The following is a 15,285-nucleotide window of genomic DNA, read 5'->3' on the forward strand; positions in this document are numbered from 1 at the left end:
TGTAGGATCTTAGGAGGATGCTTTTTTCTTCATAAGTTCTGTTATCAATAAAGTTGATCTACCTAAACCATTATTAATGGAAACTGGAAAATAACAATATATAAAATAAAAGTCCATGTAAGGATAAAATAGAGGAAAAACAAAAAGAATGAAAATATGATAATAGTGGATACAATTTTATATTTAATAGTTGATGTAATAGCAAATGATTTTGGAGCATTATTAAGATTTACATATCATAAATATGTAAAGAGGGAAAAAGTAGTATATTCTAATTTTCAGGCAGGAAATACACGTAAAACAAGAAGGGATAAAAAATTGCATGATGATAATTATGACAAGAATAATAGATGGTGCGCCGGTTTTCTCTTAATACTAGCTGGTATTTTAGGAATATGTTTTAATTATTTTTAATAAAGGCAAAGTTCTTTAATGTCATTTGGTCTTGTAGAATCTTAGGAGGATGCTCTTTTCTTCAAAAGTTCTGTTATCAATAAAGTTGGTCTATCTAAACCATTATTAATGGGAAAAGGAAAGTAACAATATATATAAAAATAAAAGTCCATGAATAAGTATAGAATTATAGATAATCTTCCTTTCGGGTTTGATTTTCATAATCGTTCGCGAAAAGAACTGATGAAATATTCAGAATGGTTCTATCAGAATAAAGAAATAAGAATGGCCGAACTTAATCGTGCTGTTGAACGATTTATAGACAAAATGTGGCAACAAGACTATTCTATAAATTCTTTAACTGAACTAAATTTATTTTTATTGAATAATATAAAATCAAAAAATCTTTCCAAGCAAGAATTAGAAGCAAAAAAGAAGACAGTACCAGATTACATAACCATTCAGCCGTGGGATTTAACCGTTGAATCACGTTCATTGTTGATAGATGCGGGAATTTATTGGGGAGAGGTGATAATACATAATAACAATACCTTACATTGGGAGCAATTCTTTTCACGAAATAAAAATGATAATGACTATGGTCACATGGTCATTATGTTGAAAAATTCGCAAAGAATAAATCCTGTATGGTTAATGTATATTCAAGGCCTAAAAATTATAAAAGGAACTGCATCACATACATTTCTGAATGATTTATATTCAATTTGGACAAGCTATATTTAATATCAAAAATACAAATGCCCAAGTTCTCCTTTGATCAGATATAAATTTATGGGTTGAAAATTGAATGATTCAGATGTAAAATCAGGGGAATGCCGGAATCAAATACATACACAGTTTCCAGATATACTAAAATCTTAAATTTATGGAAAAGATTAAAATCATATCCACTCCTGTAATGACTAATTAAAAATCTTGAGTGATTCTTAAAGAATAAATCAATGTATAACATAAAAAAACAAAAAGTATGTCTCGAAAAATATCAGTCATAGTATTAAAAGTTATTACTACATCGGTTCTAATATATTCTGCATTTATGATATTGTTTACATCGATTTTCGATTTACTTTCATTTTCGGTGAATATAAACTTTGAAGTATTTTTGCTTGAACGTATTATTCCAAATGTTTCTGCTGTAATTGCATTGATTTTTCTTATCAGATATATTTTGACTTCAAAGAAGAAATCAGATTATTGAAAATGAATAAATATCAAAATTATGGTTCGCTCCCATTAATGATAAAACACAATGAAAACAAACATTATAATCATCGTAGCTTGTTTAAGTTCCATATTGGCAGGATGCTCAAACAAATCTCAATCTTCTGCTAAAACGCTGAGGTTTGAAGATTTACCTATTGATGTCAGGCTAAAATTTAAGCAAGTTTATAATTACTGCCCTCCTCCTACTTTCAACGGAAGTGATACAATAGAATATATGCCTCCGTTCATTGAAGCGTATAATATGAATGGAGATACCGCTATAATCAAAATGTCCAAGATGATGTTTAGCAATTCATTTACAATTTACAGTGATGGCAAAAGTATTAAATTGGATCTGAATATATTGGAACGCGTTTTCATTATAAAAGGTGATTCAATATATTACCCAATATCCGGGAATGGCATAACCACTTCCGGTGAGCCACGTTCGTCTAATATTAAAGTGGATACTTTAATGTTTCAAGTATCAATCATGATAAGACGTACTAAGTGACTAACGCGCACTATAAGCCCGCATTACATAACCTGGCTATCGACACCTATAGAACCATATAAAAGACGACATATTGACATGACGATGAAGATAAAAATAATAATTTGTATGTTGATAACATTCTTTGTTTCGTGCTCTACACTTAACCATAAAACATGTTCATCAATAAAGAGAGAACAAATAAGTTTGCTCTCTGTGAAAATTATTGCAGATATGCCAACACCTATTCATTACGAAAAAGAAAATTATGATGAGGGCGTGATATATACTTATATTTTTAATGACGGAGTTGTATTGTTTTTTGAAGGCGCATTAATGCAATTTGAACCAGATGCTTATACCCCGCAAGGGTCTGTACGCAAAAATAAATGCTCAATATTCTGGGGAGAAAAACATGGAAAACTTTGGAAAAAATATGTTTACGGCAATGTCAGATTATATTACTACAATGTAAATCCAAAAGATAAAAAGAAATATGACGATATTTTGAAAACGATAAAAATAGGAAAATACAAATGACATCATTCGCATCAGGCTATTCATACTCGAAATGCATACAATATGCCGGCAAAGAGGCTGACGCGGTAAATGTAGACTATGATGTTAAATATAGTCAACAACTGCAGGCAATCAAAGAAAATTATGCTACATTTGGGGTGCCGTACAACGGAACGGACAATGACGACTATGTGGACGGCGAAGGCTTCTGCTGTGACGACGGCTCGATGGAAGCTGCCATGACTCAGGCCAACGCACCGGAGGACAACTTCCAGGAAGGCGACGCCTACGAGAACCTGCAATTCTACTATCATACCGACCATCTGGGCAGCAGCAGCTACATCACCAATCTGGACGGTGAAGTGGTACAGCACATAGAGTACGTGCCGTTCGGCGAAGTGTTCATTGAAGAGCGGAACAACATTTGGAATACGCCTTACCTCTTCAACGCGAAGGAGTTTGATGAGGAGACTGGATTGTATTACTACGGTGCAAGGTACTATGACCCAAGACTGAGTTTGTGGATTTCTACTGATGCTTTAAAGGAAAAAACTCCAAATATTTCACCGTATGTTTATACTGAAAATAGCCCCATCACATATATTGATCCTGATGGAAATTTCAAATGGAAAGCCTTAGCAGAGGCATCGCGTAGTTGGTACAATCTATGGCACAATAACAAAGCTTCTGAAGTAATTGAAAACAGAGATACAAAGAATCCCTATCTTAGATATTCCTATCAGGTCAGTTCTTATGAAAATGGAGAATTTGTCGTAACTCTTCATTATAAAGTCGGTAAAGAACTTGTCAATGCAGCCCAGAATATAGGAGATGCTGCCTCTATAGTCGGCTATGCATTAACATTATCTGTTGCTGGTGCTGAGATTGGTGTACCTTTGGCTGGTATTGGAAATACAATTTCTGGTGCTGCAGGCATTGCAGAAATGTGCATAGATGCAGTAAATGACGACTGGGATAATATATTTAAAAGTGGAATATTTATATTTATTGATAAAAAAACAAGAAAACTGTTTCATAAGCATTTGCCTGGTTATGACAAAAAAATCGGTGAAGAAGGTTTCGATTTAGGAACAGAAATATTGGAACAAGGTCGAAGACTCAAAGTCTCAGGAGCCGAAAAAATAACCGATAAGGTAATAGAAAAAAAGAATCTAATAATACAAAAGAAAGTAAGTAATGAGAACAATGGAACCAGTACCTCTATGGGGTATAATATTTATTAATTGCATGATAATCTGGAGTAGTATAGAGATACTTATACGCCTATACAGAAGCAGGAGCAAAAGAAGTACTTCATTTTACATATATGGAATAGCTTCATTAATAGGACTGTTCCTAGGTGTAATAAGTTTCTTTTATCACATCTGTCATGCACTTTGTGCAATATTATGGGGGCTATATTTATTTATTGATACATATAAGGAGCAGAAAAATTATCCTGTACCAAAATGGACTACTCGTTATGCCTCAATCCTTAACAGCTATTATGGCGGTATTGGTTTTATGATTTATGGGACAATGTTGATTTTATTGTATTACAACATAATATAGCACGTGTTGTAATGTAACTATTTGAGCAGAAGGAAGATACCGATAATCAGTTTTTCCTTCTGCTCTTATAAATAAAAAACTCAGTAAGTACCGGATTGATATTGCCGGTTCTAACAGCGTGAGGATAATGCAAACTGTATAGCAATATTCAGTACGACAGGAGACTATTATTCTAAATTTGCCTTTAAGAGTCCAGGATTAAAATCGGATATTAATCTTAGCAGATGATTTTCACGGTATTTCTTCCCTAAGAGAGTTTCGTGTATTTCATCTATTTCGTTCTTCTCCAATTTAGAAAAGAATTCATTGTATTCAACTTTTCCCATTCTATTCTTGTTAAACGGGACGAGGAGAACCTACTATAGGTCTATTGCAATGACGGATTCGCGACTAATTACTGGTAAGACGCAGACGGCAAGCACGCGGTGAAGACCAACACTGAAAATTTTACAAAGCCATAAACCGAGAATCATTATATAAATGTAAGGCGTAAAGAAACGTTTTGTTAAAAAAGAGCAAAGAACAAGACGATTGACAATGAAAATATTGCATCTTAAATAAATTATGACTATCTTTAAGCTGGAAAAAAGAAATCGATATAACACTTTATTGCAAGCCGACTATTAACCTTAATAAGGTTTTTCTTAATAGTACAAAACAATTTCTCATAATAATTAAGGAGGAGATGTTGAAACGAAACTGCAAAAAACAGCTTCAAGAAGTGCTTCTGATAGATTTAAATATAAATAACAAAAAGAATCATGGCATCTAATAAAAAAGACGGCGTGATTTAATCATAAAAAATAAGGAAATGAAACGTGTTACAAATATGGAACTTATAGTTGGCATATTGTTAAATATTGGCATACTAGTATTTTTTGTATATGTTTGGCTAACATACAACCATAGACAAACTATAATAAATAGTGAGAAACATATACAAAATTATTCGGTACTGAAAATTAATTACCATGCAAAAAATGCATCAAAAATTCTTATAGAGTTCAACGGAAAGCAATATCTCGTAGGAGTTCCAAGGAATAAATGCAAGCCATTTGATCCTCAAAAAATAAAATTCTATTATGACAGAGAGAAAGATGATGTTTTTGAAGCAAGTGAGCTGGGAGTAAGACATATAGTACTTGGTGGCGTTCTGTATTTATTCTTTTCTATATTATTATTTGCCGCAATAAGGAAAAGACTTAGTAGTAGTTGACTACATATTAGACCTTAACAACTTAAACAGTGAAACCGACATCGGTATGATCATAATGCTACACCAAGCACATCTACATAGGCAGCCAGCGCATCGTATCAAAGATAGGTGACTTCGCATCCTACGGCGCAGATCCGAGGCGCATAGAGTATGCGGGCAATACATACACCTTATATTATATGGCCACAGTTCGTCGTCAGGCAAATAGATTTTAATTAAACAAGATGATTTATGCTCTCAGCCATCCTTGCTGGTCTTTTCGTACGTTTTTTCTTGACACAGCCCATTATGCCAGCGAAAAAGCAAACGGAAAGACTATTAAGATAAGGCAAAAGCACAGGCTGACCAATAACATAAAGCATTAACATTGCTGAATATTAATTACTGGTTGGGACATAAAAGACGGCAAACGGCATTGGAAAAGGTATGCTTTTAGATGATGAAACGTGGTGTTTTACGATGTAAAAGGACAGCTTTTACAAGCTGCATGGCCATGTTACGACGTAAAAAAGAAAAGAGATATGAAAAAGATTTTAAGAAAAACTCATCACTCATCACAAAGCTGCATAAGAGCCTTGTAGTCAAGGCTTTAGAGTGTGACGAGTTGCATTTCCAACTCATCACATCCGAGGTGAACGGTCTGTTGCGTGATGAGTACGGAAAGCAACTCATCACAACTTAACAAGCTGTAAATCAGCATATTAAAAGCTATTGTGACGAGTGATGAGTTTATTAAGATAAGTTTTTTGTATCAGAATTTTGCCGAATCACAATGGCCGCCAGTTTAGCGCTAATAAAAAAACGACGAAATGAATTTGGGTAATGATTTGCGAGATTCGGATAGTCACTACGTTATTTGAGCTGCGCTTATTGACATTTAAGCACAATTGGCCATTAGACCTCACATTATTTTATCTGTTTTGTGTCTTCATGCTTTCAGCCCGTCTTTTAGTTTCTGAACGCTGATAGCCGATTAGGGTTAAAGCGCCTGTGCCCATTTTCGCAAAAGGCGTTTCGCATAATCGGGATACACGAAAGTTAAATTTAGTTAATAGCATTTTCGCTTTTGATTACAAAGCAAATCAGTAATCGTTTAAAGAGAAAAACATCAGAAAATCTATTAACTTAATAAAATTAGCTTATGAAAAAAATTTTTACTTTAGTAGCAGTTGCACTTGCAGCAATGAGCGCAAACGCTCAGGATTATTATGCTGCTGCAACTTATGATGCAGACAAGAACGTAGTAATGGCTGAAGAATTCCAGAATGCTGTTATCGACACTCAGAACGGCAAATCTGTTGTTACCGTAGATCTTACAAATGTAACAATGACAGCAGTAGGCGGCACTACTCCTAAAGAAATAGACAAAGACGCAAACGTATCAGAATGGAATGCCATAGAATGGAAGACCGGCAACCAGGGCGACATCGAGTTTCCTTACGTACAGGGAACAGGTAACCCCTACGTTAAGCTTCTGGCAGAAGAAGTGATTACAGACGGCCAGCCTACAGGCACATACCGTCCTGCATACGAATACTACGAGCCGGACGGAAGCAAGGGTCTGCCCGTGTCAGGACTATACTATGAGTTCAAGGCTAAGGCTGAAGGAACTCTCGTACTCGGTGTATGGATCAACAAAGGTAACCGCAAGCTCTTCGTTGTAGACAAAGAGACACAGAAGGCTCTGACACCTAACGTAGACTATACTCTGGACGGATATGAGAACGGCGTGACAAACGAAGACGGCACAAAGGCTTACACCATGGGCATTCCTACAAAGGGAACAGAAGGTGACGACCTGTATATCTGGGGTGCAAAAGGCGGCGGCCAGGCAATCTGGGGATGGCTGAACATACATATGAAGGCTGACCAGACCTACATGGTGTTCCTGCACAGCGCACAGATCGGTGTAAGCGATGTTGAATTTGAAGCCGGCACAAGCGGCATCAACGACATAACAAACAACACATTTGACGCTGATGCTCCTGTATACAACCTTGCCGGACAGCGCGTAAGCAAGGATGCAAAGGGCATACTGATTCAGAACGGAAAGAAGTTCATCAGAAAATAAGCCTGATGACGATTGTGTACGAATCGTACGTAAACCAATAAACATCTTTTATACATAACGCACAAATAATCTTCCTAAAGACAGCACGCCTGTCATTAGGAGGATTATTTGCTTTTGGGGAATATGATTAATCCTGACTCTGCTAATCACAGTTTTTCTTAATGACTTGCCACTCCGGCAGCTGCACCATACCGTTGTTCTTTTTGACGAGATGCCCGCAGACACACAAAACTGGCGCAAACGGACAAGCAGAAGCATGCCATATCTAATGCGGACATCAAAACACAACCGGAAAAACTAATACATGAAGGATAAAAAAAACATATAATTTCCATGTCTGCCATGCGACAAATATGCACCATCCGAAACGTATCACGTTATAAATCAGCCGTTTACACCGGAGACAAAAGCGACAAATAGTTTAATGCAACCTTTTGTTTTATTTTTATTATATTTTGGTTACATTTTTCTATTATATCCGTCAAAGAATTGTAAAGGAGAAAATATGCCCTGATGCCATGGGCAAGACATACTTGAAAAAACAAATTTAATTATATTGTATAACATTAATAAAAACATTCTTATGAAGAAAAATCATTTTTCACTACGAAGAAAGGCATACGCCCTGATGTCGCTTGCGGCAGGCGTGCTGCTCTTTGCTTCATGTGCGCAGGATGGTTTCGACGAAGAAAGCTTCGACAGCGGTGTATACAACACACAGCTTGAGGCTCCTTCAACAGACGACATCCAAATCACGGCAAGCGCAGATGGAACACAACAGACCATCAGCTGGCCGGTAGTCTATGGTGCAGGCGGCTATCATGCCATCCTGACTAACACTACTGCAGGAGAAGTATTGGTAGACTCTGTCTACGACGGCACTTCATTCGCCGTAGCACGTGTTGAGGACAACAACTACGAACTGTCTCTGGAGGTTCTCGGCAACGAGGAAAGAAACAACACAGGCTGCGACCCTGTAATCAAGAGCTTCAACACCTTTGCCGTTGCATTTGCAACAATTCCTTCAGGAAGCGACCTCTGCGAATACTTCCAGAACAACCCTATACCTGAAGGCAACGAAGAGGAACTTGTATACGACCTTGAGGAAGGCGGACAGTATACAGTTTCTAATATTCTTGACTTTGGCGGAAACAAGATACAGCTGCGCTGTACAAACGACCAGAAGAGACCTACAATCACTTATGGTGAACAAGGAACAATACGCACATCAGCTCCTCTGAAACTGAAGAGCCTCAACTTTAACTGCAGCGCATCTGCAAACGAGGCAATAGGACTGAGCGAGACACCTGACGAGAGCATAAAAGGCGCAACAGGCAGCGGCGACTACTACAACATAATGGGTACGCTGCATATCACAAGCTGTAACTTTGAAGGAGTGAATGCCCAGTTTATACACGACAACAACAAGAAATATTGTATTGAGACATGTGTCATTGACAACACTGTGGTGAAACTGACATCTACAGCATCAAGCGGCGTAAGCAGCAATGCCATAATCTACTTCAAGTCAGGATTCATCAACAATCTGACCGTACAGAATTCTACATTCTGGAACGCCGGCGACTCTGATGCAAAATACTTCATACAATACAACAACTCTGGACGTTGCGACCGTGCCGGATACACATCTAACAGCGTAAACATCAAGAACAGCACATTCTACAACATCGCAAAATCAGGACAGTGGGCTAACTACAGCGGATTCAGTGGCAAGGCAACATCAGTATTTGTACTGACAAACACAATATTCGTTGACTGTGCCAAGGAAATAGCACGCCGCTTCATCGGCGGTAACTTCAGCACAAGCCCGTCATACACATTCCTTAACAACACTTATCTGCAGGATGCTGCCACAGACACTTATGACAATGAAGAGAACTACGACAAGAGCGGCACTGCAATAAAGAGCAACCCGCAGTTTGCAGACCCGACAAACGGCGACTTCACTGTCAACGGAGGCGAACAGCTGTCTAAGAGAACCGGCGACCCGCGCTGGCTTCCGGCTGCAGAATAATAATCGATAACAAAAGAAAAACATAAGATATGAAAAGAAAATTCATAAAAGCTCTATGCTTCGGCCTCATGGTTTGTGCTGCCACACCGGCACTGGCACAAAGCCAGACGGTGAAGGGTACAGTCGTTGACGAAAACGGCGACCCTATCATTGGCGCATCTGTCCGCATAAGCGGCAAGGAGGGCACCGGTGTGATAACCGACATAAATGGTAACTACACCATCTCTGCACCCAAGGGCAGCAAGGTGACAATATCCTACATCGGATATCTTACACAGACCGTTGCTCCCGGCGGAAGAACACAAATGCAGGAAGACTCACAGAATCTTGAAGAAGTTGTCGTAGTAGGTTACGGTGTGCAGAAGAAGGCTCACCTGACCGGTTCTGTTGCAACTGTTCCGATGGACGAGATTCAGGACATGACCTCAGGCGGTCTGGCAAGCAGTCTGTCAGGACTTGTCAACGGTCTGAGCGTAAGCGGCGGCGACACCCGTCCGGGCGAAAACGCAACAATGTATATACGTGACACCAACTCGCTCGGCGACGTAGGTAGCGTGGCACAGCAGCCTCTGTTCGTCATCGACGGATACATCTATCCCAACGACGTAAAGGTGGGCAACTCAACACAGAACCTCGGTGCAGAGGCATTCAACAACCTCGACCCGGCAGAAGTGGAGAGCATCTCTGTGCTGAAGGACGCTTCAGCAGCCGTCTACGGTGCACGTGCGGCCAACGGTGTTATCCTCGTTACCACAAAGAAGGGTAAGCTCGGCGCACCGCGCATCTCATACAGCGGTACATTCGGTTTCACAGACGCCGTATCACATCCCAAGATGCTGAGCGCATACGAGTATGGCCGTCTCTACAACGCTGTTGCAGCAGCCGACCCGAAGAACACATCGCTCAACCATCTTACAGACCTCTATCAGGCAGACGAGCTCAACGCCATGAAGGGCCTCAACTACGACCTGCTGGACAAATACTGGGAGACTGGCGTTACGATGAAGCATAACGTAAACCTCAGCGGAGCTACTGACCGTGCAAGCTATTTTGCAAGTCTTTCTTACTTCGACCAGGACGGTAACCTCGGCAACCTTGACTACAACCGCTGGAACTACCGTGCAGGAGTAGACGTTAAGGTAAGCCAGTGGCTGGGTGCAAACCTCAGTGTATCAGGCGACTACGGAAAGAAGAACACACCTTACATCAAGGTTGGCGGTACTTCTAACGAAAAAGACTACAACATCCTGCTCACACGTCCGCGCTATATTCCGGAGTATGTCAACGGCCTGCCAATCGCAGCATACGGAATAAGCAACACTCAGGTGGACGATGACCAGAACTACTCATTCTCTGAACTGAGAAACAACGGCGACTACAGCCGCACGATGAACTCTAACATCAACATTCAGGGAAGCATCAACTACGACTTCGGATGGAGCAAGATACTGAAGGGACTGAAGCTGAGATTCTCTTACTCAAAGAGCATCAACACAGACAAGACCAACCAGTATGGCTCTGAATACAAAGTGTACACAATGCAGACACGCCCCGGAAGCGGAAGCCACCTGTATACTCCGGTAGAAGGTCAGGACTACAGCCAGTTTATCACAGAGGCGAACCTGCTGCCCCATACAATAGCCAACGGTGACCCGTCACAGCTGAACCGCTCTATGACACGTACAGACAACTACCAGATGAACTTTACGGCGTCATATAACAGAGACTTCGGCGAGCACAGCATCGGAGCATTATTCTCAATAGAGAAATCAGAAGCAGAGAGCGAGTATCTCTATGCCATGGTTTCAGACCCCTACCCCTTCACAACAGGACAGTCAAACTCAGCTGAGGGCGAGACAAAGGTTATAACCTTCACCCGCAGCGAGTCAGGAACTCTCTCTTACATCGGACGTATCAACTATGCATACGCCAACAAGTATCTGGCAGAATTCCTTATCCGTTCTGACGCTTCAACGAAATTCGCCCCGGTAAACTATTGGGGAGTATTCCCGTCATTCAGCGCAGGTTGGGTAATGTCTGAAGAAAAATGGTTCAAGGAGGCTCTTCCATGGGTAGACTTCCTGAAAGTTCGCGGATCATTCGGTATGACAGGACGTGACAACACAGCCGCATGGCAGTGGATGCAGGTTTACGCCCAGGACGCCAACCGCGGTCCGGTGTTCGGTACAGGCATCTCTAACGAAAGCGAGAACCGTATAACCATCAACAAGAACAACTCTGCCGTAAACAAGGATGTTCACTGGGATAAGGTTTACAAAGCCAACTTCGGTCTCGACTTCACCGTACTTGACAACCGTCTGAGCGTTACTTACGATATGTACCGCGAGTGGAACCGCGACATGCTGATGAACATCAGCCAGGCTATCGAGGGAACAATCGGTACACAGTCGGCAGCAGTAAACCTTGGCGAGATGGACAGCTGGGGCTACGAGTTGAGCGCTACATGGCGTGACAAGATCGGCAAGGACTTCAAATACCGTATCGGCCTCAACACAGGCTACAGCGACAACAAGGTGCTGAACATGGACTTCGCCACAGACTATATCTATCGTCAGATACAGCGCGGCGGACGTACAGACATCGGTCTGTGGGGTATGCAGTGCATCGGCATGTTCCGTTCATTCCAGGATATTGAGGAGTATTTCGACAAATACAACATCACATCTTACCTCGGAATGAGCAAAGACGAGGTTCGCCCGGGTATGCTTATATATAAGGATGTACGCGGACCGCAGCAGGAAGACGGAACATACGCAGGACCTGACGGCGTGGTAGACAAAGACAACGACCAGGTATGTCTGTCTAACCGCAACAATCCTTACAGCGTTACAATGAACCTCGGCGCCGACTACAAGGGATTCTCTCTCACAGCCCAGCTGAGCGCTTCATGGGGTGGATACAGCTTCGTTGACGCTTCTGCACTGAAGTCAGGCTCAGGCGTAGACGACCTTGAGTTCACCAACATGCCTTCATTCTGGAATGTTGACAACATGTACTCATATCAGGACATATACGATGCAGCCGGCAACCTCGTAGTAGCTGCCAACCGCAACGGAAGCCTGCCTAACCTCGCTTACCAGAGCGTAAACGCAATAACATCATCGTTCTGGAGAATAAGCGGAACACGAGTAAAACTGAGCCGTCTGACACTGGCCTACACTATTCCGTCAAGCCTCGTGAAGAAAATCGGTATACAGTCAGCCCGCGTAAACGTTACAGGCCAGAACCTGCTGAGCTTCTATAATCCTTATCCAGACAACTTCATGGATCCGATGTGCAGCTACGGTTCTTATCCTACACTGCGTCAGTTTACAGTTGGAGTAAATCTTACATTCTAAGAAAATATAACCGTTTAATAGAATTTTATCAATGAAAACAAATATAATAAAAGTGTTCGGACTTGGCCTCATCGCAAGCATGACCATCACATCATGTAGTGATGACTTCCTTGAGGAAAAAAAGAACTACGATAACGTAAATACAGGAATTTACGACACAGAAGAGGGATGCCTGCGCCGTGTATACGACGTTTACAGCTGGTGTCTGCCTACGGTGAACAGCGACCCCACATGGCAGTATCCTTCTACAGGAAGCAACGACACTCAGGCAAAGTCGACTGAGGAGTACAGCGGCTTCGGAGCATTCGTTGACCCGCAGAACCCGCTGTCTGTAATGAGCGGAACATCTGTTCCTGACTATTTCTTCGGTACTCCGAACAACATTCAGAACAACGCATGGGGACGTATCCGCAACATCAACGACGCCATTGAAGGCATCTCAGGCGGCGCCCTCTCACAGGAGAAGAAGGACGAATATCTCGGACAGCTCTACTTCTTCCGTGCATGGTGCTACTATAACCTCGTGAAATACTACGGAGGTGTGCCTATCGTAACTGAGGTTCAGGACCCTGTTGAAGGTGTGGTTAACCCTCGCCGTTCAGCAAAGGCTTGTATCGACTTCATCCTCAGCGACCTTGACCAATCAGCCAAGATGCTTGCTGACAAGACTATGAACGGCGGCTGGTCGAGCGACGAATGGGGTATGGTAACAACAGGAACAGCCCTCGCGCTGAAAGGCCGTGTGCTGCTGCTGTGGGCTAGCCCGCTGTTCAACCGTGCCAACGACGAGACACGCTGGAAGAACGCATACACACAGATGAAGGCCGAGCTCGACTCTATCAACTCTTGCGGCTATGGTCTGTTCACATCTACAAACAACGTAAACGGTTCAGACTTCGCACTGCAGTTCAACCAGAGCGACAAGAACCCTGAAGCTGTGTTCGTAACTCTCTACAACACTGTACAGGCCGGCGACGGTCAGAAGAACAGCAACTGGGAGCGCTACATCCGTCCGAAGAACACAACAGGTTCTGGCAAGAACGCTTCTGCAATGCTGGTAGACATGTTCCCGATGGCTGACGGTAAGCGCCCGGCTTCTGCCGACACTTACACTAAGCTCGAGGCTTCGTCTATGACATACGACCGCGAACATCCGTTCATGAACCGCGACCCGCGCTTCTACCGCACATTCGCATTCCCCGGCTTCCGCTGGGCTTACAACGGCAACAGCAGCGTTCAGGAGGCTGATCCTAACAACCCGCTGTATGACGACGGAAAGAACTATGAACTCTGGAACTACGTATGGTATACAGACCTCGACGACCAGGGCGACCCTGAGAGCGGAAACGACTATGGTGCAGACAACCTGCTGACAAACTGCTCTGGCGTTTACGTGCGCAAGCGTTCTGACGACTACGATGTAAATACAAACTCTATGTACACCTTCACCGGTACAGCAAGCAACGGCGGATTTGCTTATTCAGCTCAGCCTTACATCGAGCTTCGCTACGCAGAGGTGCTGCTCAACCTTGCTGAGGTTGCATGCGGTGCAGGTGAGCTGACAGACGCCGTAAGCTATCTGAAGCAGGTTCGTGCCCGCGCAGGCTACACCGGCGAGAACAACTACGGACTGCAGAGCAACCTTGAGTCAGACCAGGCTGCATGTATGTCGGCCATTCTCTATGAGCGCCAGATAGAGTTTGCATACGAGGGCAAGCGTTTCGACGACCTTCGCCGCTGGATGCTCTACGACGGTGGTGCAACAAAGGTTGAGGGTGCGCCTTCAACATGGACACTGACAGGATGGGGCGGCAACACATGTACATGGCTCGGCTTCAAGCAGCTCAACGGACAGCGCCGTGAGAATATGGAATTCCGCGTAGCCGACAAGTATGGTGTTGGCGGAACAACAGCCGACAGCGACCCGCTGCTGAAGAACGGCGGAACACGCTGTGCAGCAGTAGACCTCCGCAAGGAGCTCAACCCGCAGCTGGAAACTCTGAAGACATGGTACAGCGACAACCTCGTTCGCAAGGACAAGAAGGGCGACTCTTACGACCAGAACAAGGTTAAGCTCTACATGAACTTCCTGCCTCGCTACTACTTCCTCGGACTGACACAGGGAGCACAGAACAACAACAAGGCTCTGGAGCAGACCATCGGTTGGGAAGACAGTCAGCACGGAGGTTCAGCCGGAACATTCGACCCGCTGGCAGACGAATAAACATAGCTAATCTATATAAAAAGAGGCATGCCGCAAATGGCATGCCTCTTTTTTATATCCCATACACAAGGCTGACGGTGAAACATCAGACACGAGCCGCAGACACGCCGACTCCCACCGTAAGCGAGCACCACTCCCCGCCCTACCGACACATTCATGCATTCTGCATGCAATTTACT

At 42.7% G+C, this 15,285-nt stretch carries 12 protein-coding genes; 11 read left to right on the forward strand and 1 reads right to left on the reverse strand.

Annotation, left to right across the window (positions count from 1 at the left end; translation table 11 throughout):
* Positions 1-156 precede the first annotated feature (156 nt).
* From ACU52_RS15005 to ACU52_RS15965, 5 genes are all read left to right on the forward strand, one after another.
* Positions 157-414 (forward strand): hypothetical protein, encoded by a 258-nt coding sequence (locus tag ACU52_RS15005; protein WP_147630765.1) that lies wholly within the window; start codon positions 157-159, stop codon positions 412-414.
* Between the two features lie 150 nt (positions 415-564).
* The gene (locus ACU52_RS04500; protein WP_053397908.1) at positions 565-1,137 is read left to right on the forward strand and encodes a hypothetical protein; all 573 of its coding nucleotides are present in this window, start codon (positions 565-567) and stop codon (positions 1,135-1,137) included.
* 526 nt (positions 1,138-1,663) lie between these two features.
* Entirely contained in the window at positions 1,664-2,131 is a 468-nt protein-coding gene (locus ACU52_RS04505; protein ID WP_053397909.1) for a hypothetical protein, read from the forward strand.
* 108 nt (positions 2,132-2,239) lie between these two features.
* Complete coding sequence (locus ACU52_RS04510) at positions 2,240-2,650, forward strand: hypothetical protein (RefSeq protein ID WP_147630766.1); 411 nt, start codon at positions 2,240-2,242, stop codon at positions 2,648-2,650.
* On the forward strand, positions 2,647-3,873 hold the full coding sequence (locus tag ACU52_RS15965; protein WP_053397911.1) for an RHS repeat domain-containing protein: 1,227 nt from the start codon (positions 2,647-2,649) through the stop codon (positions 3,871-3,873). The genes ACU52_RS04510 and ACU52_RS15965 overlap by 4 nt, the downstream gene beginning before the upstream one ends.
* A 495-nt stretch (positions 3,874-4,368) precedes the next feature.
* Here the strand turns inward: ACU52_RS15965 and ACU52_RS15010 are convergent, their stop codons facing one another.
* The gene (locus ACU52_RS15010; RefSeq protein WP_156316883.1) at positions 4,369-4,527 is read right to left on the reverse strand and encodes a hypothetical protein; all 159 of its coding nucleotides are present in this window, start codon (positions 4,525-4,527) and stop codon (positions 4,369-4,371) included.
* A 485-nt stretch (positions 4,528-5,012) separates the two neighbouring features.
* Between ACU52_RS15010 and ACU52_RS04520 the strand changes: the two genes are divergently transcribed.
* The 6 genes from ACU52_RS04520 (at position 5,013) to ACU52_RS04545 (ending at position 15,106) form a co-directional block, all read left to right on the forward strand.
* Positions 5,013-5,417 (forward strand): hypothetical protein, encoded by a 405-nt coding sequence (locus ACU52_RS04520; protein WP_147630767.1) that lies wholly within the window; start codon positions 5,013-5,015, stop codon positions 5,415-5,417.
* Positions 5,418-5,910: 493 nt separating this feature from the next.
* Entirely contained in the window at positions 5,911-6,099 is a 189-nt protein-coding gene (locus ACU52_RS04525) for a hypothetical protein (protein WP_147630768.1), read from the forward strand.
* Positions 6,100-6,558: 459 nt separating this feature from the next.
* Positions 6,559-7,488, forward strand: a complete 930-nt coding sequence (locus ACU52_RS04530) for a hypothetical protein (protein ID WP_147630769.1) — start codon at positions 6,559-6,561, stop codon at positions 7,486-7,488.
* A gap of 583 nt (positions 7,489-8,071) precedes the next feature.
* Positions 8,072-9,523, forward strand: coding sequence for a DUF4992 family lipoprotein (locus ACU52_RS04535; RefSeq protein ID WP_082335164.1), 1,452 nt, complete (start codon positions 8,072-8,074; stop codon positions 9,521-9,523).
* 29 nt (positions 9,524-9,552) lie between these two features.
* Positions 9,553-12,882 (forward strand): SusC/RagA family TonB-linked outer membrane protein, encoded by a 3,330-nt coding sequence (locus ACU52_RS04540; RefSeq protein ID WP_053397916.1) that lies wholly within the window; start codon positions 9,553-9,555, stop codon positions 12,880-12,882.
* Positions 12,883-12,913: 31 nt separating this feature from the next.
* The gene (locus ACU52_RS04545; RefSeq protein WP_053397917.1) at positions 12,914-15,106 is read left to right on the forward strand and encodes a RagB/SusD family nutrient uptake outer membrane protein; all 2,193 of its coding nucleotides are present in this window, start codon (positions 12,914-12,916) and stop codon (positions 15,104-15,106) included.
* Positions 15,107-15,285 lie beyond the last annotated feature (179 nt).

It is taken from the genome of Xylanibacter rarus (genome assembly GCF_001275135.1).
In the GTDB taxonomy this organism is placed as follows: domain Bacteria; phylum Bacteroidota; class Bacteroidia; order Bacteroidales; family Bacteroidaceae; genus Prevotella; species Prevotella rara.

What these genes read in the sequence shown, in the direction of transcription:
- ACU52_RS04500 (WP_053397908.1), top strand. Translation starts at nt 565, where the DNA reads ATGAATAAGTATAGAATTATAGATAATCTTCCTTTCGGGTTTGATTTT.
- ACU52_RS15005 (WP_147630765.1), top strand. Translation starts at nt 157, where the DNA reads ATGATAATAGTGGATACAATTTTATATTTAATAGTTGATGTAATAGCA.
- ACU52_RS04505 (WP_053397909.1), top strand. Translation starts at nt 1,664, where the DNA reads ATGAAAACAAACATTATAATCATCGTAGCTTGTTTAAGTTCCATATTG.
- ACU52_RS04535 (WP_082335164.1), top strand. Translation starts at nt 8,072, where the DNA reads ATGAAGAAAAATCATTTTTCACTACGAAGAAAGGCATACGCCCTGATG.
- ACU52_RS04545 (WP_053397917.1), top strand. Translation starts at nt 12,914, where the DNA reads ATGAAAACAAATATAATAAAAGTGTTCGGACTTGGCCTCATCGCAAGC.
- ACU52_RS15965 (WP_053397911.1), top strand. Translation starts at nt 2,647, where the DNA reads ATGACATCATTCGCATCAGGCTATTCATACTCGAAATGCATACAATAT.
- ACU52_RS04520 (WP_147630767.1), top strand. Translation starts at nt 5,013, where the DNA reads ATGAAACGTGTTACAAATATGGAACTTATAGTTGGCATATTGTTAAAT.
- ACU52_RS15010 (WP_156316883.1), bottom strand. Translation starts at nt 4,527, where the DNA reads ATGGGAAAAGTTGAATACAATGAATTCTTTTCTAAATTGGAGAAGAAC.
- ACU52_RS04525 (WP_147630768.1), top strand. Translation starts at nt 5,911, where the DNA reads ATGTTACGACGTAAAAAAGAAAAGAGATATGAAAAAGATTTTAAGAAA.
- ACU52_RS04530 (WP_147630769.1), top strand. Translation starts at nt 6,559, where the DNA reads ATGAAAAAAATTTTTACTTTAGTAGCAGTTGCACTTGCAGCAATGAGC.
- ACU52_RS04510 (WP_147630766.1), top strand. Translation starts at nt 2,240, where the DNA reads ATGTTGATAACATTCTTTGTTTCGTGCTCTACACTTAACCATAAAACA.
- ACU52_RS04540 (WP_053397916.1), top strand. Translation starts at nt 9,553, where the DNA reads ATGAAAAGAAAATTCATAAAAGCTCTATGCTTCGGCCTCATGGTTTGT.